This window comes from Bacillus sp. BF2-3 (assembly GCF_008368795.1).
GTDB lineage: Bacteria > Bacillota > Bacilli > Bacillales > Bacillaceae_G > Bacillus_A > Bacillus_A cereus.
The window spans coordinates 1-22,428 of sequence record NZ_QOSA01000022.1 but is presented as its reverse complement, the minus strand read 5'-3'; the positions used below and the strand labels follow the sequence as shown (position 1 = coordinate 22,428).

The window sequence follows — 22,428 nt, the reverse complement described above, 5'->3', positions numbered from 1 at the left end:
AAAATTATGGGGGAGAGAGGATGAAAAGACACGTAGTACCATGGAGTTTAATTATTGGCATTGCAATTGGATGGTATATTGTATGGACATATTTACCAGAACAAATTCCACGCCATTATAATGCAGCAGGAGTAGTAGATGGATATTTTTCTAAAATAGAAGCAAGTTCATTCTCGATAGGTAGTATGGTAGTGCTCTATATGATATGGCTAGTTTTTGGATTCATAAAAGATAAGTCTACACAGCAATCCAAAGTTCTTTCAGCGATTAATTATGCCATTCTTTTTATCGGATTTGGATGTAACATATTTGCACTATTAGCAGCGTCTAATTATATTGCATCGGGCTCAATTGCATTTAATTTTGGACTTGGAACATTGTTTCTTGTACTAGGTAATTACATGCAACAAACGAAGCCGAACGGGTTAGTAGGCATTCGAATGGACTGGACATTAGAAAATCCTGTAGTTTGGAGAAAAACACATAGATTTGCTTCGAGGGTATTTGTAATAGGTTCACTTTGTATATATGCCGGGGCTTTGTTTCCAGATCCATTTAATATTTTTATGGGGATTGGAATCATATTAATATGTATTATCGTATCAACAATAAAGTCATATAGTATTTATAAAGAAGAGTTGAAAATGTAAATAAAGCTGCTTTTCCTTTTAGGGAAGAGCAGCTTTGTTTTTTTTATCACTTCTTCAAAACCGGTATCCAAATTTCACTTTTAAAGTTTGGAGAAGATATATCTTTCTGTTCATTCCACAATATTTCCGGTCCTTCCGCTAGTTCATAGTTCGAAGAAGGGAACCATTCAGAATAAATACGTCCCCACACATTTTGTAATGCATCAGGAAATAGACCGACAGCTTCAAATATAGCCCATGTTGAAGCTGCGACTTCAAGTTGCGCGAATTGCTCTGGACAATCCTTTGTTGTGGCTACTCCAATATAGTAATCAAGTTCTCCTTTTTCCTCCATTCTTCCTTCAGAAAAATTAGTAGAAGCACTAATAATTCCAGTAGGTTCAATGTTCGAAAGGGACTTTAATGTTTGAATAGACTCTGGGTTTAAACTTTTCCACATAGAAGCAATTTCTTTATTTACACCGTTAAAAACGATTGGTACTCGTTTTGTAATACCTATAATTCGAAATGGCTCTTTTTCTTCAATTCGATAATTCATTTCATTTCCTCCTTGAATGGATAATTGGAAGGTCATTGGTGAATAAGCCTTCAAAGAATGGCTACTATTTCGGGCTTCTGAAGGTGTTATACCGTGCAAGTTTTGAAATGCACGAGCGAATGAATCTGGTGAGTTGTATCCATATTTTATAGCGATATCAATGACTTTTACATTGCTGTTTTTTAGTTCAAAGGCAGCGAGAGTAAGACGTCTACAGCGAATATAATCAGATAGTGATATACCTGCTAAAAACGAAAACATTCTTTTAAAGTGATACTCAGAACAAAGAGCTAGCCTCGCAACTTCTTTAAAATCAATTTCATTCGTAAGGTTATCTTCAATATAGCGCATTGCAGCATTCATATTTTTAAGTGAATCCATATTATGACCTCCTCTGTACATAGAATAGCAGGAACGAAATAGCTCCATCCGACATTTCGTGCACAACTTTGTAGGTGCATTTTTTACCTTACAAAATTGTAATGTTCCTGTAAGGAGAATGAATGGATGGTATGATATCCCAATGTTATAGTAACAAAGTACTTTAATTCATTACGTTAACTTTTTGATTTCTTTACTTATGTGCCTTACATAACTGTCATGTTTGTGTAAGAAACATCGATAGTGGCAAGAGTAGAGAGTGTATATAGTTGAAAATAGAGAATAGAAGAAATGAGGGATGTCGAGATGAAAACAGTATTAGAAGCAAAAAATATTGAAAAAGTATATGACACGGGTGGTAATAAATTTGCAGCGTTAAAAGGTATTAACTTACAAGTAAAAGAAGGTGAGTTCGTTGGAATTATGGGACCTTCTGGTTCTGGTAAGACGACTTTACTAAATGTTCTTTCTACAATTGATAATGCGACGAACGGTGAAATTTTAATTGATGGAAAAGATATTGTGAAAATGAATGATGATAAGTTAGCATTATTCCGCCGCGATCATTTAGGCTTCATTTTCCAAGATTATAACTTATTAGATACGTTAACAGTGAAAGAGAATATTGCTTTACCACTTGCGTTATCAAAGGTGAAAGCGAGTGAGATTGATCGCCGCGTTCTTGAAATCTCAAAGAAATTTGGCATTGATCATATTTTAAGTCAGTTCCCATATCAAGTATCTGGTGGACAGAAGCAGCGCTGCGCAGCATCACGTGCAATCGTTACGAATCCAAGTATGATTTTCGGGGACGAGCCAACTGGAGCGCTTGATTCTAAATCTGCAACAGATTTACTTGAAAGTATGAAGTCATTAAATGAATATGATAACTCAACAATTTTAATGGTAACGCATGATGCATTTGCAGCAAGTTATTGTAAACGAGTTATTTTCATTAAAGATGGTGAACTATATAAAGAATTGCACCGTGGTGAATCAACGCGTAAACAGTTCTTCCAAAAAATTGTTGACGTAATGTCTTCTATTTCTGGAGGTATGGCTGATGACCTTATCTAGCATTGCCCTCCGCAACATACAGCGGAACTTTAAAGACTACTTTGTATATTTCGCATCTATGATTTTTAGTATCGTTATTTATTTTACATTTAAAGCACTGCAATATAATTCACAAATGGAAAAAGCAGCAGAAGCTTCTAAAAAGATTAGCGGAGCGTTCCAAGTTTCCAGTGTGATGCTTATCATTTTCGTAGCAGTGTTCATTATATATTCGAACGGATTCTTTACACGTAAACGTAAAAAAGAAGTTGGCTTATATTCGTTATTAGGTATTCGTAAAAGACAAATTGGTAAAATGCTCTTTTATGAAAATATGTTAATGGGATTAATGTCATTAGTAATCGGGATTGCGATTGGTAGTGTCCTTTCGAAATTATTCCTTGAGTTATTAGTAAATATGATGGGATTAAATTTAAATGTTCATTTTGAAGTACCGATGGCTGCTATTATTGATACAGCAATTATTTTCTTTGTGATTATTTTATATACATCACTTCAAGGATATCGTTTAATTTATCGCTTTAAGTTAATTGAACTTTTCCGTGCAGAACGTGAAGGAGAAGCAATGCCAAAAGGATCTGTCATCATGGCATTAATTTCAGTTTTCTTAATCGGTTCAGGTTATTTTTTAGCGCTAATGTACATGAAAGCAGTTATGTATGCAGACTTTATGGTCGTTGCATTATATATTTTATTAGCGACAGTAGCAGGGACTTATTTACTGTTCATGTTCTTCACAGTATTTGTATTGAAACGTGCAAGAAATAATAAGTCAGCATTTTATAATGGTATGAATATGGTAACGACATCGCAGTTACTATATCGTATTAAAGGAAATGCGAAATCATTGGCGACAATCGCTATTTTAAGTGCAGTTACATTAACAGCGGTTGGTACGTCAGTTACGATGTATTACAATACATTTACGCAATCAAAAGTTGCTGCGCCGTATAGTTATTCCTATGAGAAAAAAGATGCAGCATTAGATAAAAAAGTAAATGAAATACTTGCTGGAGAGAAGAATAATCACCCAGTCACATATGAATCAGAAGTTGAAATGATTCCTGTGAAAGGAACATTTAAAGGTGAAAGAGCTGATCAAGTTCTGAACACACACTATAATGTTACGAATCAGTACCAGCTTATTTCTCAATCAAGCTTTAATAAACATGTGAAACATTTAGATGTAGAACCTGTAAATTTGAGTGCGAATGAAGCTTTCGTATATGATAGCTTATATATTGAGAAACTTGATTTTGGTCCTCTTTATACAGGAAATACAGCTGTATTCCCTGTTGGAAATGAGTCAAAAGAATTAAAAATTAAAGGTGTAAATAATAGAAGCCTTACAAATTTAAATGAACTATTTGTAATCGTTCCTGATAAAACATATGAGCAAGTGAAACAAGTAAACGAAACGCGTACTGTAAAAAATATTGATGTAAAAGGTGAGCGAAATAGTAAAGAGTTAACAGCAAAATTAGCAAGCATTATGCCAGCTGGAGAATCAGAAGTTTTAAAACCATTTAACGATTTCTATACAGGATTCCAAATGGGGCTTGAAACGACAGGCTTAATGATGTTTATTGGGTTATTCTTAGGATTAGTATTCCTATTAGCAACAGGCTCAATCATTTACTTTAAACAATTAACAGAAGCAAGTGCTGACCGTGATCGTTACATTGTCCTTCATAAAGTTGGTGTAACGAAGCAAGAAATGAAGAAAGCTATCGCAAAACAAGTAAGCTTTATCTTCGCTATTCCGTTAGTAATCGGTATTTTACACAGTTTATTTGCACTAAAAGGTTTATCAAATATATTACCATTTGAAATTATGATTCCGCTTCTCATTAGTATTGGAGTATACGGTGTCATCTATATTGGATATTACTTCTTAACGGTTCGTTCTTATTATAAGATCGTGAGTGCGAAGTAATAAGGGGCAGCTATCGCTACACGCGATAGCTGTTTTTTTTATTCTTCATAAAATCTTAAGAAACTTCCTCAATTTTTATTAAGAAACGATAGTTATACTTAGACACAAGTTAAAAACTATCGAACGAATGAGGAGAGGTTTACATGCAGCTCATTACATTTTTACATGAATTTATAAAGCATCCAAAACATACTGGTGCAATTGCGCCAAGTTCAAAAATATTAGCAAAGAAAATGGTTGATGTAATTGATTTTAATAAAGCGAAATGTATTGTAGAGTTAGGGCCTGGCACAGGGGTTTTTACGAAAGAGATTATGAAGAGAAAAAAGAAGGAAACGATATTTCTTCTTATTGAAATTAATGAAGTATTTTTCAAAGAATTAAAAAGAAAGTTTAAAGATGAGCAGAATGTCATTGTTGTACACGGTTCAGCTGAAAATATAAAGAAGTATATGGGGGAGCACAATATAGAATGCATTGATTACGTTTTATCAGGGTTGCCTTTCACTTCTTTACCAGAAGAAGTTTCAAAGCGCATTTTAAATAATGCGATGGAAGCGATACATGAGAATGGTGAGTTCATTACATTTCAATATTCACTTGTGAAAAAAGGGTTTATACAGCATTTCTTCCCTGAAATTACACTAGAAAAAGTATGGCTTAATTTCCCGCCAGCCTACGTCTTTAGTTGCAAAAAAGAACTAAGGAGAGCATATGCATAATGGAATTACATGAATTATTATCTTATATTGAACAATACGGTTATTGGGCTTTATTTTTCTGTTTATGGTTAGGGATTATCGGTATGCCAATTCCAGATGAAATGATTGTTATGAGTGGTGGTTTCGTATCTTCAGTAGGTATATTAAGTGTTGTTCCTTCATTCGTATTAACATATTTAGGTGTTGTATCAGGGCTTTCTTTAGGATATATATTAGGGAAGGTTTTTGGAACGAAGGTACTCCATAAATTAATGAAAAAGAAAAAAGCAAAGTATTTGATGAAATCACAAGAAATGGTTGATAAATACGGACAGTACGCGTTAGTTACAAGCTATTTCATACCAGTTGTAAGACATATCGTACCGTATTTAGTTGGGATGAATAACATGTCATTTCGGATATATGCTTTGTATTCCTATACGACAGGATTTGTTTGGACACTCGTTTATTTTGTGCTCGGTTCTTTATTTGGACAACATATTGAAAGGATTGTAGCAGCTGCGATAGAGTATGGTTTGTATTTTGGCGGGAGTATTGCATTGATTGTGAGTGTGTTTTATTTTTACAGACAAAAAAGAAATACAGTGATGAGTAAATAAAGGAGGCGGCAGCCTCCTTTTATTATTAATATGGCTTTATTTATCGAAGTGCTGATGCAAAGCCCTGTGACATTAAGAAAAAGTTAAGAAACCGCACGAGTTTTTATTAAGAAATGCTCTCTATACTTAGAAAGGTCTTATAGAAAAACATAATGAAAGGCGGAATATAGATGAAAAGATTTATTTTAGGATCATTACTTGTCATCATAGCAGGAGCGGCATATTTGTTAAATGGGAGTGCTACAGTAGATTCCATGAATCCGTTTCTTAAATTAGAATATCGTTATGCGGTAATTGATAACGATGGAAAAGATTTAGGTGGAAATAAAGGCCGTGCATACACAGTGAACACATATGATAAGGATGGAAACGAAAAAGAGATAACAATTGATGGAGTGGATACATTACAAAAAGGTTCCTACTGGCATGTAATTACGAGAGGAAAGTCTGTGCACGATAAGGTACAAATAGATGAAGAAATAATTCCTGATGGCGCGAAGGTGAAGTTAGGATTGTAAGTATAAACCCGGTTCTAGATGAGAGAATCGGGTTTGTTATTTTATGGTAAAATGATAAAGGGGGAGGGCGAGAGGTATGCTACTCATTGTTAGCCTTATATTAATTGGGATTATGTGCAGTATGAGAATAGTATCCTTACATATGATAGAGCGACAAATGATAGAAGAGCGATATGTATATTGCCCAAAATGTGATGCGAAAATTAGAAAAGGGAATTCGGCTCCTTTTTGTTCGAAATGTAATTTAATATTTTAACTATATTAAATCCAAAATCAATTCTTATGATTTTGGATTTTTCTTTTTAAGAAAATATTAAGAAACCCCATTACTATTTGTTAAGAAAATGTATCTATACTGAATTCTGTTGCTTAAAGAGAACATCACGAATTATAACAGGAGGTACAAATAGATGAAAACAATGTTAGAAGCGAAAGGGATTTCGAAAATATATGATACAGGCGGGAATACGTTTGAAGCGTTGAAAGATATTCAACTGCAAGTGAAAGAAGGAGAGTTTGTCGGTATTATGGGACCGTCTGGTTCTGGTAAGACGACACTTTTGAATGTTCTTTCTACTATTGATACGGCTTCAAAAGGTGAGATTTTAATTGATGGAAAAGATATTGTGAAGATGAATGATGATGAATTGGCACTTTTTCGCCGTAATCATTTAGGATTTATTTTTCAAGATTATAACTTATTAGATACGTTAACAGTGCGAGAAAATATTGCATTGCCACTTGCTTTATCAAAGGTGAAGGCGAGAGAAGTAGAATCTCGCGTTGAGGAGATTGCAAAGAAGTTTGGGATAGATCATATTTTAAATCAGTATCCGTATGAAGCTTCAGGCGGACAAAAACAACGCTGCGCGGCATCAAGAGCGATTGTAACAAACCCAAGTATGATTTTTGGAGATGAGCCAACTGGTGCGCTTGATTCGAAGTCAGCGACGGATTTATTAGAAAGTATGAAGACATTAAATGAAAAAGATCTTGTAACGATTTTAATGGTAACGCATGATGCGTTTGCGGCAAGTTATTGTAAACGAGTTGTATTTATTAAAGATGGAAAGTTATATAAAGAATTACATCGCAAAGAGATGACAAGAAAACAGTTCTTCCAACAAATTATTGATATGATGTCTTCAATCTCTGGGGGTGCGGCAAATGAGCTTATCTAGCATCGCCCTTCGTAATATAAAACGAAATTTTAAAGATTATTTTATATACTTTGCTTCCATGATTTTTAGCATCGTCATTTATTTTACGTTTAAGGCGTTGCAATACAATTCACAAATAAGTGAAGTTGGAGATAACATTGGACGAGGATTCCAGCTTGCGAGCGTAATGCTCATTATTTTCGTTGCAATATTTATTATATATTCGAATGGTTTCTTTACACGAAAGCGTAAGAAAGAAATAGGTCTTTATTCTTTACTCGGTATTCGAAAAAAAGAAATAGGTAAAATGCTGTTTTATGAAAATATGTTAATGGGTTTATTATCATTAGTAATCGGAATTGTAATTGGTAGTTTACTTTCAAAAGGATTCCTAAAGCTACTTTTAAATATGTTAGAGCTACATGTAAATGTTCATTTTGAAGTACCAGTTGGAGCGGTTATAGATACAACAGTTATTTTTTGTCTCATCATTTTATACACATCGTTTAAAGGATACCGCGTTATTTATCAATTTAAGTTAATCGAGCTATTCCGTGCAGATAACGAAGGCGAAGTCATGCCAAAAGGTTCGAAAATAATGGCTTTCATTTCTTTATTATTAATTGGATCAGGTTATTTCTTGTCAGTAACGGCTATTAAAAATGTGAGCGGTGATAACTTTATGCCCCTTGCACTTTACATTTTATTAGCGACAGTACTTGGAACGTATTTATTATTTATGTTCTTTACCGTTTTTGTATTAAAAAGAGTGCGAAATAAAAAATCCGCATTTTATAACGGAATGAAAATGGTTACGACGTCTCAGTTACTATACCGCATTAAAGGAAATGCAAAATCGTTAGCAACAATTGCCGTATTAAGCGCAGTAACGTTAACGGCGGTTGGAACTTCTGTAACGATGTATTACAACACATATATGCAGGCGAAGAAATATCATCCAGTTAGTTATTCTTATGAAAAGAAAGATATGGAATTAGATCGTAAAGTAAATGAGATTTTAAAAGAAGGACAGAATGAAGTCATTCATCAATATGAATTAGAGACGGTAAAAGTAGTAGGAGAATACGGTGATGGCACTTCATTACAATCAAGAACAACAGAACTTATCGCGCAATCATCATTTAATACAATCGCAAAATATTTAAATGAAGAAACTCTAGATTTAAAGAAGAACGAATTGTATGCATTTGATGGCATGTACAGTGAAGGTAAGAGAGATAGTGGCGTATATAAAAATCGAAAAGCTACATTCCCAATTGAAGAAGTAGCACCAGTACAAGTGAAAGATGTACAAGCAAAAAACATTACAAACTTATATGAACTTCTAGTTGTCGTTCCGGATGAAGTGTATGAGCAAGCAAAGAAGACAATTGGCTCTCATACTGTGAAAAATATTGATGTGAAAGACGAAAGAAATAGTAAAGTGTTAACGGAGAAATTAAAGAAAGTAATATCGGAAGAAGATGCAGAAGGAAGAGAGCAATTCAGTGACTTCTATACAATATTCCGCAGCGGTATTGAAACGTCAGGGTTAATGATGTTTAGTGGTATATTCTTAGGACTTGTATTTTTACTTGCAACAGGCTCTATTATTTATTTCAAACAATTAACAGAAGCACATGCAGATCGTGAACGTTACATCGTTCTTCGAAAACTCGGTGTCACGAAAAAAGAAATGAAAAAAGCCATTGCGAAGCAAATGAGATTTATCTTCTTTATTCCTTTAGTAGTTGGTATATTACACACTTTATTTGCGCTCAAAGGATTAGCGACAGTTATTCCGTATGAAATTGCAGTTCCGTTACTAATTAGCATCGGGGTGTATAGTGTTATTTATACTGGTTATTATTGCTTAACAGTTCGTTCTTATTTCAGGATTGTTAGTAAATGAAAATAAGGTATACAGTTTTTGAAAAAGCGAAAGAGAGCGTAGTGAAAATTATGTTCTCTTTCGCTTTTTTTAGTTAAAATGAGGTGTGCATGAAAATGGTATTTAAATGGAGTGTTATTTCTTTCTATGGGAATGGGTTGGCTTGAAATTGATTAAGGCGTATTAACAAAGATGTTTCATCATGTTAGTGAAGTGGCTTGGAAGTTAAACCATAAAGTGCTACTGATGAACGATAAAGGAAAAACTGTATGGATGTTAACCTTTTTAGAGAAAGATATCCCATTATTATGAAGTCTTTCGCAGAGATGGATCGAGAAGTTTTGAGGGTTTTATTACCTGATGAAAGAGGGATTCTTCCTACGAGTCCAGAGTGTGATAAATGTTATAAGACTCAATTGGATGATATCGAGGAGAGTTGATAAAAAAGAGCTTGAAACTATTCAAGCTCTTTTTTTATCACTATTTATGTCCTAAAATATGCTCAATCTCATGCAAACTTAATTTACTTGCCTTAGCAATCGTTTCAAGTGGTATACCAAGATCATACATATTCTTAATCATTTGAAATTGCCCCTGTTGGACTCCCTCTTTTCGACCTTTTTGAATGCCCTGTTGAATGCCCTGTTGAATGCCTTTTTCAATACCCTTTTCAAGCCCTTTTTTAATTCCTTGTTCCATTCCTCTTTTAATTCCTTCTGTCTCTGCATGGGCGAATTTTGCTGCTTCATCCATTAAAACTTTCTCCCTTGCGTCATAGGCTTGTCGGAAAGAAGAATCCTGACTCATACGTTCCCATTTATTTATTGCTTTTTGTAAAATAGGGTCTTGGTTCATAGCAATATCCTCCAATAGTTTAGTTAAGTGCTCATCCTCATTTGCTGAAAGCAATAAAAGCCAACGAACAAATGGATCTTTCCACGGATTTACTTTTTCTTCATGCCATTGTTCAGTTAACTTTGGAATTTCTATAATGCGGATTTCTATGTCTTCACTCAGGATTTTTTTTTGTTGTGTATTCCATAATATGCTCGTTGTATGGAAGGCTGGGTGTTCCGAAAACATTACGAAGTTTAGTAAGTTTATGGTGATGGTTTTGTGAAGTGCACTGTAGGGCAGCCCTTTTTGTAGTTGAGATGTGTATAGTCTTCCCCAATAATATAAACTGCGTTTAACCATATCGTGATTATTATTGAGTTGTATTTCTACATTGACTTTTGTTCCTGTGTCTAATGTCGCTGAAATGTCTAAAATAGATAACTTATCCTCTTCATATTCCCTGTGTAAATGTGGATCTTCTAGTTGTAGAGAAGCAATGGGCGACTCTAAAGACTCTTGTAACATAGCATTTAAAAATGCAATTAGAATATCTTCGCTACCATTCGTACCAAACAATTGTTTAAATGCAAAATCAATGCGTAAATTAACTAACTGTTGGTTGAACAAAGTTTGTCCTCTCCCTTATATGAAGGTGCTTCTTTCCTTCATTGTACATAAAAAGAACTAGAGTATGCAAACAAGCCATTCTTCTATTTTTTAGTAGTTTTATTAGAATGTCACAGGTAAGTATGGTTATGTTATACTCTAGTGAAATTAAAAAAATATTTTTGTTTATATCGGGGTGAAGATGATACATATGCAAAAAGATATTTTAAAACTATTAGATAAAAAGCAAAGTAACTATGAATTTCCTGCCTTTGATAATGAATATATGGATATTTCGCAAGTGAAATTCTCTCTTTTCTTTAAAGATACTAAGGATTGGTTAATGGTGTTTCAACTTGTTGGTGTAGGTTCATTAGGTGTATGTAATGATATTCAAGTATATGGAGATAGAATTACTCATTCAATGGGTGATGATTGCATTTTACAATTAAATAATGGCAATTATGAGTTATTTAATGATGAAGGTGAATTTATGCCGAATATTTATAACGGCAGTTTAAAAATTCGTGAGCAGCATTTTGAATATGAATTTACAGAAGAGGATTATATAAATAATGGAATAGAAGTACAAACGACAGAGCATTATCCAACATACTTTATGCGTATGCTTGCTACTAATGAAGAAGTTAGAACATTATTATGGTGGAGTAAAGAAGAGATTTTAGAAGAGTTCGGTTTAGAAGGTAATTGGGAACTAGCGTATGAAACGGAAGAATGGAAACATGTTGAAGACGAAAAAGTAAGTGAAAATGAATTCTTCCAATCAGTAGCCGCTGCAATAGAGAAGAAAGATCCACGTATTATTGTGAAGAAGGATTCTAACACGCATTGGAGAAATTGGGTAGCGTTTGATTGTGACTGAAAAGGATAGGAGAAAGAATAATAAATGAAAAGAAGAAGAAAATCCGGAGAAAAAGTACAAATGCATCGTTTTGCACTACCTCTATGCTACGGAAGTGAAGCACCATATTATTATTACGAGGTAGCGCCCCATGAAAGAGAGGAACGCTTCCATTTAACATCAGAACTTTGCGTAATGGACGATGAGCATTACTTTATTAGAGGTTGTTTAGAGATTCCTATCATTGACTACCACGAAAACTTCATATGGACTGTGTGGGTATCACTTAGTAAAGAAAGTTATGATGAAGTATTAAAAAAGTGGGATGAGAGAGGCCGAGAAAATAGTGATCCTTATTTTGGTTGGTTATCTGTAGAAATACCATTTTATCCAGAAACATTAAATTTAAAAACAAATGTACATATAAGAGAAGTTGGAACGGCACCGTATGTTGAATTAGAGCCAACCGAGCATCCTTTAGCAATCGAACAAAGAAATGGAATTACTTTAGAGAGAGTTAAAGAAATACAAGAAATGATTCAACGACATAGCTAGATTAGAAGAGAAAAAACGAGTGCTAGCACTCGTTTTTTTCTTTACACAACCGCAGGATTATAAATCATCGTAAAGTGTCCTGGTAATAATTCAATGTGACAAGGTGTATGAAGCGAACTTTCTCCATCTGTATCTACTTCTTTTTCTTCTTTCGTTTCAATATGAATGGATTTTGCTTTTACGTGGAAGATGTCATTTTCATTTGAATCCTCGAATAGTTTCTTTCCGATGTAATCTTTAAATGCTTGAATACCTGTTGATTTGACTACGAAAATATCAAGTGTTCCGTCATCACATTTTACGTTCGGAATAAAGGATGGAATACCACCAAGATATTCACCATTTCCAACCATGACAAGGACAGCTTCGTCTTCATATACTTGTCCGTCATAAGTAATTTTTACCGGGAATGTTTCAGCATTTTTGACAGTTCGAATTGTGCTTAAATAGTAACCGATTTTACCAAGCTTTGCTTTTTCTTCTGCATCGATATTGTTTGATACTTCAGATACGAGTCCAATGCCCCAGAAGTTTAAGAAATGTTGTTCATTTGCTTTTGCAACGTCAACTGGTTTTACGTGTTCCTTTGTGATAAGTTTTGCTGCTTCTGCAATGTTTTGCGGAACACCAAGTGTGCGAGAGAAGTCATTGCAAGTTCCACCTGGAATGATTGCAAGTGTAGGTCTAGTTTCGAGAGGTGCTAAGCCATTTGTGCATTCAAATACTGTTCCATCACCACCAAAGACGATAATTAAATCTACTTTACTAGCAAACTCTTGGCAATATTTTGTTGCATCACCTTGTTTTTTCGTATGAAGGATATGTAGATCAGGAAAAGCTGCGGCAAGAGGTGGTACGATTTTTGTTAAATTTGTATGTAAGTCACCTTGACCAGCTTTCGGATTTACGATGAGGAGTACTTTTTCAAATTTTGTCTTTGTCATTTTTATTCTCTCCCTTTGTCTTTTACGAATCGTGATAGAAAATAAACTTCCATCAGTAATTAATGGAAGCTTATTTTATTATATTACTCCGTTACAACTGAAGCGATAAATGGTAAGTTACGATATTTCTCAGCACAGTCGATACCGTATCCAACGATGAATTCGTCTGGAATTTGGAAGCCAACATATTCAGCTGTTAAGTCCACTTTACGGCGTTCTGGTTTATCAAGTAGCGTACAGAACTTAAGTGCCTTTGGTTTATGCATAAAGAAGTGGTCTTTTAAGAAATGAAGTGTTAAACCAGAATCGATAATATCTTCTACAACAATTACGTTTTTTCCAGTAATGTTTACGTCGATATCTTTTAGTAGTTTCACTTTTCCTGTCGTTTCTGTTTGATTTCCGTAACTAGATGCAGAAATGAAGTCAATTGTTACATCGTTTTTGATGTGACGAATTAAATCAGCAGCAAATACGAATGAACCTTTTAATACGGCGATAACTACGATTTCTTCTCCTTCAAAGTCACGTTCGATTTGAAGTGCTAATTCTTTCACTTTTGCTTGTAATTGTTCTTCAGAAATTAAAGTGTCTTTTATTTCAATATTCATTGTAATCCTCCTACAGTGTAAAACTTGCGAACATTTCGACTGTAAAGGATAGAATAGAAAAAGTCAAAGAAGATAGTAATTTTTTACAAAGACAACGACAAAATCATCTGATGATATGATATACTAAGTATATTGAGAAAACGCTTCCATAAAGGGTGAATATGATGAAGAAGAAACAGTACACAAGTGTAACATTTATAAAAGCATTACTTTTAACAATTGTTCTTGGCCTGTTGGCTTACGTAATTGATGTACCTGCGATTCGTATTTCATTAATTGGAATGACTTTAGTGTTAGGAGCAATTTCGCACGGTATGATGTCGCAGCTAAAAGAAGCTGGACTTGATGATATGAGAGATCATATAGATAAAAAGTAAGAAACCTTCATTATATAGAGTGAAGGTTTTTTTGTTTCTTACAAAAATGTAAGGTAGTTGTAAGGCAAATCGATAGTTGCATAATAGCATTTTGGATAAACTATGGGTGTAAGGTAAAAGGCAAGCATATTTTAGGTAAATTAAGTTTTAGGCACTCTATATGTGAAAAAGGAGTAGGAGGGCATGGAGAAACGTTGGACGACCTTTTCTTTTTTAGCGACTAGTAACACCGTAATGCTAGATGGAAAAATGGATTTTTTGTACTTGTTTGATCGTGAAGATGATCATTCTTCTTCTAAATTTACAATGAAATGGAATAAATGGAGCGAGAGTTGTAGGTTTGAAGAAGAGGCCCCTAACGAAGAGCAAAAGATTATTTTAACAAACCCTATTAAAGCGTGGGTTGTTCAACGTCGTAAGTGTAACGTCAAAAATCACTTCAAGAAAACTGAGCCGAGACAATTAGTTATCGCTCCAGCCCGTTCTACTTCCAAATCACGCGAAAGTAACATGTAAATAATTGAGACACACACCCGAAAAAAACATCGTACATATTGCGATGTTTTTTTCTTTTTCTACAATGAAATCTTTAAATGAAATATATTTCATCTGCATCTTATATTTATATCTCTTGCTTATTCTAGTAATACATCCGGTGCGAGTTGATGTGAATAAAATATAAGGAGAGAATGAAAATGAAAAAGAGACTATTACCAATTTGTGCAATGGCACTTTTAACAGTAGGATATTCTTCAGTAGCGAGTGCAGATACTGGAACAGTAACAAAGGAAGAAGCGCAAGTGCAACAAGATAAAGCTAAAAAAGAAGAAGCAATTAAGGAACAGCAAAAGAGTGATGAGGAGAAAAAGCAAGCAGCGCAAGTACAAGAAAAAAGTGATATGGCTAAAAAAGAGGAAGCAATAAAAGCTGAGAAAAAAAGTGAAGAAGAGAAAAAGAGAATAGCGCAAGAACAGTTAAAAAACGATATGGCAAAAAAAGAAGCAGCGATAAAAGCCGAGCAAAAGAATGAAGTAGCTAAAAAAGAAGTAGCAAAGCCAGTTGTACAAGGTGAAAAATTACCAAATACAGCATCAAATAATGTAGCAATGATGGGATTAAGTGCATGTCTTGTAGCGGTAGGTACATTATTTGGTTTGAATCGTCGCAATAAGATTAAAGCGTAAATAAAATATTTTCCTATAAAGAATGGGATAATTTCATATATTAAAAATGGTAGGTTACTCCTACCATTTTTGGCATGGAGGAATGAAGAATGAAGTTACTCAATTATATCGGTATCATATTGATGGCTATAGGGCTATTCATGGGATCCTATTATGCTGTGGAATGGTATAAAGGAAGAAGCTCTGCCGGGCAATTAACTGCAGAAGAAATAAAGAGTCTTAAAAATATACAAGATACTCAACTTTCTCGTGAAACACCTGTAACTTCTCAAGTGCCTTCTTCTCAAACAGAACATAAAGAAGGAGAAAAGGTAGCGATGTTAAACATACCAAAAATAAAGAAGAAGTTTTCTATATATTGGGGAGCGGATGATACGACTTTGAAAAAAGGAGTGGGTATGTTCGTTAGTGATTTAACGACAACTCCATCTGGAGGGGGACATACTGTACTAAGTGGACATCGAGATACTGTATTTACAGATTTAGGAGAGTTGAAAGAAAAGGATACCCTTGTTTTAGAGTATGATAATAAAACGTACACATATGAAATTCAAAAGACATGGATTACTCATGCGGATGATCGTACTGTTATTATAAAAAAAGAAGAACCGATATTAACACTGACAACTTGTTACCCATTTAATTATATAGGGAATGCACCAGATAGATATATTATCGAGGCGAAGTTAACTGGCAGTTATTCAAAGTGAAATTATAGTTTCTGAAAGCGGGAGGGGGATATATAAATTATGTCAAAAAATATTTTAATTGTTGAAGATGAAGACATATTACGTGAAATATTAAAAGATTATTTTTTAAGTGAGCAATATGTAGTGTTTGAAGCGAGGGACGGGAAAGAGGCTTTAGTTGTATTTGAAGAAGAAGAGGTTGATTTAGTTATTTTAGATATTATGTTGCCAGAACTCGATGGATGGTCTGTTTGCCGAAGAATTCGAAAGACGTCCGAGGTGCCTATTATTATGCTGACGGCGCGCGTAGATGAAGACGATACGTTACTCGGTTTTGAACTTGGGGCAGATGACTATGTGACGAAGCCGTATAGTCCGCCAATTTTATTAGCAAGAGCGAAACGATTATTAGAAAGTAGAAAAGCATCGAAGAAACCTTTAGAGAACGAAGATGATACGTTATCGATTCATGGCATCCATGTCCATTTTCCGTCGCGTACTGTTACTGTTGATGAGGCAGATGTTAGTTTAACGCATACGGAGTTTGAAATATTGGTGTATTTCATGAAAAATCAAGGAATCGTTTTAACGCGAGAGCAACTCATTTCAAGAATTTGGGGATATGAATTTGCTGGCGATGATCGAACGGTGAATAGCCATATTCGTAATTTAAGAAATAAATTAGGAGAGAAAGCAAAGTATATTACAACTGTAGTACGCACAGGTTATAAATTTGAGGGCAATGTATGAGGAATGGAATTGTACTAAAATTATTTACTCTTACAACAGCATTATGCATGTTAATTTTAGGGACGATATTTATTGGACAAACGATATTTTTTAAACAATATTATGCGAATCGAAAAGTGGAAGATATTAAAGTGAATTTAAATTCCTTTGAGAAGAACTATTTAAATCATGCAGGAAATACAGAAGAAATTCAGAAACTAGAGCAAGACTTTTTAAGAGAAAATAATACGTGGATTACGACATTAGATAAGAACGGGAATTTAAAACATGCAGATGATTTTTATTTTGAGGTAACGATAGATCGTAGGCAACAAAAGAGCTTTGGACAACAAATATTTAAAATTCCTTTAGGCAATCTCGTCAATATAGAGGAGATTGATAATAAATTATCGGAGCATTTTTTAGGGCAAGAAATTTATTTTTCTGGAGTGAGAAAAGAAGATAGTTTTATTCCATTCTCTTTTTCTTTATCTAAGCAGAATTTAAGCGGATCTAATAAACCGTTAGAAAAAGCATTTAATGAGAAAATGAGTAAATTAAATGAGGAGAAAAAGAAAGCAGCTGTGGAACAAGTTGGTAAGGAAAAGAAGCCGGCTGTTCGGGAGCAAGCTGCTCAAGAACCAGATGTTTACATAGGAGGGCGTGTTACGAAAGTACAGTTTCCAGATGTAAAAGGCCCCGTAAATCCAATTTATAAAAACACTTTATTTTTGGATAGTGTAAAAGAATTTCAAACGGATGTGTTACTAAAAGAGAGTAATCAAATAGAGTATTCAACAAAGACAATGGACTACGAAAAGAATGATATAAAATATAAATTATTAATGAAACCAATAAAAGAAAAAGACGGATCGGTAACATATATTTATGCGATGGCTTCTTTACAGCCGGTAGATGAAGCTGTACAAATGGTGCAAGATTATTATATCTATATCATTGCATTTGTAGTCGTTCTTATTTTTTTAGCTTCGTTCTATTACTCAAAACAAATTGCAAAGCCATTATTGAAAATAAATGATACAACAAAGAAAATAGCGCATTTAGACTTCACAGAAAAAATACCGATTACTTCGAAAGATGAAATTGGAGATTTATCGAAAAATATTAATGTGCTATCAAATAAACTCCATTCGCATATTGGACAGTTAGAAGAAGATATTGAAAAGGAAAGAAAGTTAGAAAAGACGCGAAAAGAATTCATTTCTGGTGTTTCACATGAATTAAAAACACCGCTAAGTATTATGAAAAGCTGTATTTCTATTTTAAAAGACGGGGTAGCTGAACATAAAAAAGAGTATTATTTTCAGGCAATGGAGAGAGAAGTAGACAAAATGGATACGTTAATTTTGGATATGCTTGAGTTAGCTAAATTTGAATCTGGTACATATAAAATGAAAAAAGCTTCGTTTTATATTGATACAGTAATTGAAGGTATATGTGAACATCTATCTGTGGAAATAGAGAAAAAAGAACTTCATATTCATAAAAATATAAGTTCATTTGAAGTGATTGCAAATCAAGGCCGGATTGAACAAGTCATCGTGAACTTCATTACGAATGCTATACGATATACACCAAATAAAGAGGATATTATTATTTCTACAATAGATGAGAAGAATCGTATAAAAGTGTGCATTGAAAATAAAGGTACTCATATTGAAGAAGAGCAATTAGATAAAATTTGGGATCGTTTTTATCGCGTGGATACAGCTCGTCAGCGTTCACAAGGTGGGACGGGGCTTGGGCTTGCTATTTCAAAGAATATTTTAGAACTACATGATGCTGAATATGGGGCAGAAAATACAGAAGATGGTGTATTATTTTATTTCTATTTACCGAAAAAAGCGTAGACAATATGATCTATGCTTTTTTAATTTATTTTCATATTATCTTTACCTAATCTTTATTTTTAATCAGTATAATTTGTTTAGAAAATGAGGTTATGTAAGGAGTCGATGAACCGTGCATAGCAATTGGCTAAGTATAATGGTATTTATTTTCTTTTGCGCATTTATTGTATTTTTAATTGATATTACGATATGAAAAAAGAGCGCTCATTAAGCGCCCTTTTTTTGTGTATTCATTTGATAAGCACTGATGCTCTTGAATAAGCGTGGTGAAGTGATAAATAAAAATATAAGTAAAACGGTACATAAAATAAAAGAACCAAGCATTGTACTTCCATTTACGATTAATGAATATAACACAGCCGATTGACCTTTCGGCGCATATTGTCCCCAGAAAATAATGCCGGCAATAAAGTGGCAGAAATAGCGAGCAAAGCTACCGATAAATGTAGCAAGGATAATATAAGCAAGGACTTTCTTACCCTGATTTTGTTTTGATGAAGGTTTGTCTTTACGGTTACCTAAATTTGATTGTTCTAAGCTATTTTCATTGGATGTTAAAAGTGCTTTTTGAATTGGACGATAGAATAAGCCAGCAAATCCGATAAAAGCAAAGGCAATGAAGTACTCAATGAATGCTTGAACAGGTGTTAAAATATAAGCATCTCCCACGACAATTTGTAATAGTCCCCAAACTAAACCGCCTAAGAAAGCTGATTTAAAGCCCCAGCGGTAAGCAATAATAAAAATAGGAATCATAGCGAATGAGATAGAACCGCCTGTTGGAAGTTTAAGTGATAATGGTAAAATATCGATAATCATGGCGAAGGCTGCAAGAATAGCAGATTCGATCATCGCTTGTAAATTGGTGTTACGCATGTTGTCTCCCCCTAAATCCAAGTTGTACAAAAAAGAATAGATATCATAGGAGGATACGAAATACGTAAATAAAAATGAGGTATGTATTTCGGACGTTTGCACAATCCCTGCGTTAGCATTAACTAACAGGTTCGAAGGGTCGGAACGAAGTGTTCCCTCTCAGCGGCATGGCTCCCCCAGTGATAACGAAATTCTTTATTTGTTATTGTTTATTGTAAGCGAAATGGATGAGAATGGCAAACGAATACAGTATGACAATAATTGAAATAGAATTGTAGCGAAATGTTAATAAATATGAAGCAAAAGGGTATAGTACAAGAGAAATTGGGTGTGGTATAATTTTTTTGAAAATAATTATCATTCTCTTCTGAGGGGGAAGGTTATGAGCTTAGTAGATATTAAAATTGGAGAGAAAGTGTTAGTAAAAAGTATTCAGTCTTTAGATCAGCTATTAAAGCGTAGACTAGCTGCTTTCGGTCTTGCTGAAGGAAGCGAACTTCGCCTGAAACAGAAAGCGATGTTCAAAGGTCCTTGTACATTGGAGTGTCGTGGACAGTTAATTAGTATTCGTCATTGTGACGCGAAAATGATAAAGGTGGAATTAGCGTGAATAAGGTAGCTTTGCTAGGGAATCCGAATACAGGGAAGACATCATTATTTAATGCACTTACTGGTTCTTATGAATACGTAGGAAACTGGAGCGGTGTAACAGTAGAAAAAAAGGTTGGTAAATTAAAAGATAGACAAGGAACATTAATTGATTTACCAGGTGTTTATGATTTAAATCCAGTTTCACGTGATGAAGGTGTTGTAACAAACTTTCTATTAACAGAAGAATTTAATCATATGTTAAATATCGTAGATTCCTCGCAGTTTGAAAGAAATATGCATTTAACGTTGCAGTTACTTGAATTTGGTAAGCCAGTCTCAATTGGTTTAAACATGGTTGATGTGGCGAAGCAAAGAGGAATTGTCATTGATGTAAAACGATTATCAGAGCTATTAGGTGTAACAGTCGTTCCTGTTGTTGCAAGAAGTGGAAAAGGCTGTGAAGAACTGCTTACGACTCTTAAAGAAAATGACAAAAAAGAGAAAAAGCCATTCCTTATTTCATATGGTGTACAAATGGATGAAGGAATTGGAGAAGTAATTGCTCTTTTAGAGACAGCGAATTACGAGCATCCGAGATGGTTAGCACTTCAATTTTTAAGCAATAACGAAGTAGTAGAAAAAGAAATGAAAGCATTACCAATTTATAAGGAACTCATAGCCATTCGATCTCGCTTAGAAGGAAGACTTGATTGTACGTTAGAAGAGCACATTTACAAAACTCGTGAAGCGTATATTGAAAAGTTAAAAACAAATGTTATGAAGCATGAGAAAGAAGGAAAAATTCCTTTTTCAGAAAAAATTGATAGATTAATTACACATAAAATTTTAGGACTTCCAATCTTTTTAGCAGTTATGTTTTTTATTTTTCAGGTTACGTTTACGTGGATTGGTACACCTTTATCGGATATGTTAGATGAGTTTTTTGGTGGCCAGCTTACGGATTGGGTGACGGCTGGACTTACAAGTATTGGAGCTTCTGATTTTATTCAAGCACTAGTTACAGAAGGTATTATTGCCGGTGTTGGTGCTGTATTAGTATTCGTACCACAAATCTTTGCACTATTCTTTTTTATTTCATTATTAGAAGACTCAGGGTATATGGCGCGAATTGCAGTTGTTATGGATAGAATTATGGAGTTTTTCGGCTTAAACGGAAAAGCTTTTATTCCGATGATTATCGGTTTTGGATGTAACGTTCCAGGTATCATGGCTGCGAGAACGATTGAACAGGAAAAAGAACGTTTACTTACCATTTTAGTAACACCATTTATGTCTTGTTCAGCACGATTACCTGTATATGCATTATTTGCGGGCGTATTTTTCCCGCATAGTCAGGCGACTGTTGTATTTTCTTTATATGTTGCAGGGATTGTTCTTGCGTTATTAGTTACAAAAATTATGTCTCTTACAATTTTGAAAGCGGAAAAGTCTATTTTCGTAATTGAATTACCGCCTTACCGTGTGCCACAAGCAAAAACATTATGGCTAAGCACGTGGGAGAAAGGAAAAGGATTTGTTCGTAAAGCTGGTACATTCATCTTTGGTGGTTCGGTTGTCATTTGGTTATTAAACTATGCAGGTCCATCAGGATTTGGTGTTGATATGGGAGACAGTTACTTAGCGATGATTGGTGGATTTATCGCACCACTATTTGCACCGCTCGGCTTCGGAACGTGGCAAGCTGCAGCATCCCTTTTAACAGGATTTTTAGCGAAGGAAGTTGTCGTTTCTACAATGGCAATTATTTATGCAGTTAAAGAAGATGTGCTTGGAAATGTAATGGGAGCACATTATACAGCATTATCAGCTTATGCATTTATGTTCTTTATTTTATTATATGTTCCGTGTTTAGCGACGGTAGCTGTTATTAAACGTGAAACAGGATCAGCGAAGTGGACGATTTTCTCAGTCGTTTATCCACTCGTAGTTGCTTATGTATTAACGCTCATTATATACCAAGTTGGATCCTTACTCGGATTCTAGAAGGAGATGTATTGTGATGATGGTCAATATTATAATTGGAGCTATCATTTTTGGTTATGCAGCATATACGTTAGTTAATTTTGTAAAGAGAAGTAAAAAAGGAAAATGCGCGGCATGTTCTTTAAATAAGTCATGTCAGTCGCAAACTTGTAGCCCGGATATGGAGCAAATTGCTCATAATAAATAGAAAAAAGCTTTGCGAATTTGAACTGCACCCCAA

At 34.3% G+C, this 22,428-nt stretch carries 25 protein-coding genes and 1 riboswitch; of the genes, 20 read left to right on the top strand and 5 right to left on the bottom strand.

Translation table 11 applies throughout. The features are described from left to right. Positions 1-20: 20 nt before the first annotated feature. On the top strand, positions 21-650 hold the full coding sequence (locus tag DN401_RS17080; RefSeq protein WP_149287884.1) for an SdpI family protein: 630 nt from the start codon (positions 21-23) through the stop codon (positions 648-650). Between the two features lie 46 nt (positions 651-696). Here DN401_RS17080 and DN401_RS17075 read toward each other — a convergent pair whose 3' ends face one another. Beyond that, positions 697-1,569, bottom strand: coding sequence for an AraC family transcriptional regulator (locus tag DN401_RS17075; protein WP_098212819.1), 873 nt, complete (start codon positions 1,567-1,569; stop codon positions 697-699). A gap of 306 nt (positions 1,570-1,875) precedes the next feature. Here DN401_RS17075 and DN401_RS17070 point away from each other — a divergent pair, with 306 nt between their 5' ends. From DN401_RS17070 to DN401_RS17035, 8 genes are all read left to right on the top strand, one after another. Then, entirely contained in the window at positions 1,876-2,646 is a 771-nt protein-coding gene (locus tag DN401_RS17070; RefSeq protein ID WP_000859655.1) for an ABC transporter ATP-binding protein, read from the top strand. Continuing rightward, positions 2,633-4,582 (top strand): ABC transporter permease, encoded by a 1,950-nt coding sequence (locus DN401_RS17065; RefSeq protein ID WP_000176150.1) that lies wholly within the window; start codon positions 2,633-2,635, stop codon positions 4,580-4,582. The genes DN401_RS17070 and DN401_RS17065 overlap by 14 nt, the downstream gene beginning before the upstream one ends. Before the next feature lie 143 nt (positions 4,583-4,725). Then, positions 4,726-5,304: a class I SAM-dependent methyltransferase gene (locus DN401_RS17060; RefSeq protein ID WP_001176066.1), complete on the top strand. Its 579-nt coding sequence runs from the start codon at positions 4,726-4,728 to the stop codon at positions 5,302-5,304. Next, entirely contained in the window at positions 5,304-5,903 is a 600-nt protein-coding gene (locus tag DN401_RS17055; RefSeq protein ID WP_000418943.1) for a DedA family protein, read from the top strand. The genes DN401_RS17060 and DN401_RS17055 overlap by 1 nt, the downstream gene beginning before the upstream one ends. A gap of 170 nt (positions 5,904-6,073) precedes the next feature. Beyond that, on the top strand, positions 6,074-6,421 hold the full coding sequence (locus DN401_RS17050; protein WP_000819386.1) for a YxeA family protein: 348 nt from the start codon (positions 6,074-6,076) through the stop codon (positions 6,419-6,421). A 76-nt stretch (positions 6,422-6,497) separates the two neighbouring features. Next, positions 6,498-6,677, top strand: coding sequence for a hypothetical protein (locus tag DN401_RS17045; protein WP_000924676.1), 180 nt, complete (start codon positions 6,498-6,500; stop codon positions 6,675-6,677). A gap of 154 nt (positions 6,678-6,831) precedes the next feature. Further along, positions 6,832-7,602, top strand: coding sequence for an ABC transporter ATP-binding protein (locus tag DN401_RS17040; protein WP_000855633.1), 771 nt, complete (start codon positions 6,832-6,834; stop codon positions 7,600-7,602). After that, positions 7,589-9,493 (top strand): ABC transporter permease, encoded by a 1,905-nt coding sequence (locus DN401_RS17035; protein WP_149287883.1) that lies wholly within the window; start codon positions 7,589-7,591, stop codon positions 9,491-9,493. The genes DN401_RS17040 and DN401_RS17035 overlap by 14 nt, the downstream gene beginning before the upstream one ends. 459 nt (positions 9,494-9,952) lie before the next feature. Here the strand turns inward: DN401_RS17035 and DN401_RS17030 are convergent, their stop codons facing one another. Continuing rightward, positions 9,953-10,936: an Rpn family recombination-promoting nuclease/putative transposase gene (locus DN401_RS17030; RefSeq protein ID WP_149287882.1), complete on the bottom strand. Its 984-nt coding sequence runs from the start codon at positions 10,934-10,936 to the stop codon at positions 9,953-9,955. Positions 10,937-11,126: 190 nt separating this feature from the next. On the opposite strand from DN401_RS17030, the gene DN401_RS17025 reads away from it, so the two are divergent. Further along, positions 11,127-11,798 carry a DUF7003 family protein gene (locus DN401_RS17025; protein ID WP_001168102.1) on the top strand — a complete coding sequence of 224 codons (672 nt, stop codon included), beginning with the start codon at positions 11,127-11,129 and terminating at the stop codon, positions 11,796-11,798. Positions 11,799-11,822: 24 nt separating this feature from the next. Then, on the top strand, positions 11,823-12,332 hold the full coding sequence (locus tag DN401_RS17020; RefSeq protein WP_000830215.1) for a DUF2199 domain-containing protein: 510 nt from the start codon (positions 11,823-11,825) through the stop codon (positions 12,330-12,332). 41 nt (positions 12,333-12,373) lie between these two features. Here the strand turns inward: DN401_RS17020 and DN401_RS17015 are convergent, their stop codons facing one another. Further along, positions 12,374-13,276 (bottom strand): diacylglycerol/lipid kinase family protein, encoded by a 903-nt coding sequence (locus DN401_RS17015; RefSeq protein ID WP_000167902.1) that lies wholly within the window; start codon positions 13,274-13,276, stop codon positions 12,374-12,376. Between the two features lie 83 nt (positions 13,277-13,359). Continuing rightward, positions 13,360-13,887 carry a hypoxanthine phosphoribosyltransferase gene (gene hpt, locus DN401_RS17010; protein WP_001019295.1) on the bottom strand — a complete coding sequence of 176 codons (528 nt, stop codon included), beginning with the start codon at positions 13,885-13,887 and terminating at the stop codon, positions 13,360-13,362. A gap of 161 nt (positions 13,888-14,048) precedes the next feature. Here hpt and DN401_RS17005 point away from each other — a divergent pair, with 161 nt between their 5' ends. From DN401_RS17005 to DN401_RS16980, 6 genes are all read left to right on the top strand, one after another. Continuing rightward, entirely contained in the window at positions 14,049-14,264 is a 216-nt protein-coding gene (locus DN401_RS17005) for a hypothetical protein (protein WP_002001286.1), read from the top strand. A 183-nt stretch (positions 14,265-14,447) separates the two neighbouring features. Continuing rightward, on the top strand, positions 14,448-14,780 hold the full coding sequence (locus DN401_RS17000) for a hypothetical protein (protein WP_149287881.1): 333 nt from the start codon (positions 14,448-14,450) through the stop codon (positions 14,778-14,780). A 179-nt stretch (positions 14,781-14,959) separates the two neighbouring features. After that, positions 14,960-15,448 (top strand): LPXTG cell wall anchor domain-containing protein, encoded by a 489-nt coding sequence (locus tag DN401_RS16995; protein WP_000746708.1) that lies wholly within the window; start codon positions 14,960-14,962, stop codon positions 15,446-15,448. 89 nt (positions 15,449-15,537) lie between these two features. Next, complete coding sequence (locus DN401_RS16990; RefSeq protein WP_000771595.1) at positions 15,538-16,158, top strand: class D sortase; 621 nt, start codon at positions 15,538-15,540, stop codon at positions 16,156-16,158. Positions 16,159-16,197: 39 nt separating this feature from the next. Continuing rightward, positions 16,198-16,887, top strand: a complete 690-nt coding sequence (locus DN401_RS16985; protein WP_000041848.1) for a response regulator transcription factor — start codon at positions 16,198-16,200, stop codon at positions 16,885-16,887. Next, complete coding sequence (locus DN401_RS16980) at positions 16,884-18,737, top strand: sensor histidine kinase (RefSeq protein ID WP_001243662.1); 1,854 nt, start codon at positions 16,884-16,886, stop codon at positions 18,735-18,737. Before DN401_RS16985 ends, DN401_RS16980 begins: the two co-directional genes overlap by 4 nt. 207 nt (positions 18,738-18,944) lie before the next feature. Here the strand turns inward: DN401_RS16980 and thiT are convergent, their stop codons facing one another. Then, positions 18,945-19,613, bottom strand: a complete 669-nt coding sequence (gene thiT / locus DN401_RS16975) for an energy-coupled thiamine transporter ThiT (RefSeq protein ID WP_001246588.1) — start codon at positions 19,611-19,613, stop codon at positions 18,945-18,947. Positions 19,614-19,699: 86 nt separating this feature from the next. Continuing rightward, a riboswitch (TPP riboswitch) is annotated at positions 19,700-19,801 on the bottom strand. A gap of 194 nt (positions 19,802-19,995) precedes the next feature. Here thiT and DN401_RS16970 point away from each other — a divergent pair. Genes DN401_RS16970 through DN401_RS16960 form a run of 3 tightly spaced genes read left to right on the top strand, consistent with a single transcriptional unit; the run spans position 19,996 to position 22,395 of the window. Next, complete coding sequence (locus DN401_RS16970) at positions 19,996-20,223, top strand: FeoA family protein (protein WP_000060512.1); 228 nt, start codon at positions 19,996-19,998, stop codon at positions 20,221-20,223. After that, positions 20,220-22,208, top strand: coding sequence for a ferrous iron transport protein B (gene feoB / locus DN401_RS16965; protein ID WP_001044840.1), 1,989 nt, complete (start codon positions 20,220-20,222; stop codon positions 22,206-22,208). Before DN401_RS16970 ends, feoB begins: the two co-directional genes overlap by 4 nt. Before the next feature lie 16 nt (positions 22,209-22,224). Next, the gene (locus DN401_RS16960) at positions 22,225-22,395 is read left to right on the top strand and encodes a FeoB-associated Cys-rich membrane protein (RefSeq protein WP_000989598.1); all 171 of its coding nucleotides are present in this window, start codon (positions 22,225-22,227) and stop codon (positions 22,393-22,395) included. The last annotated feature ends 33 nt before the right edge of the window (positions 22,396-22,428 follow it).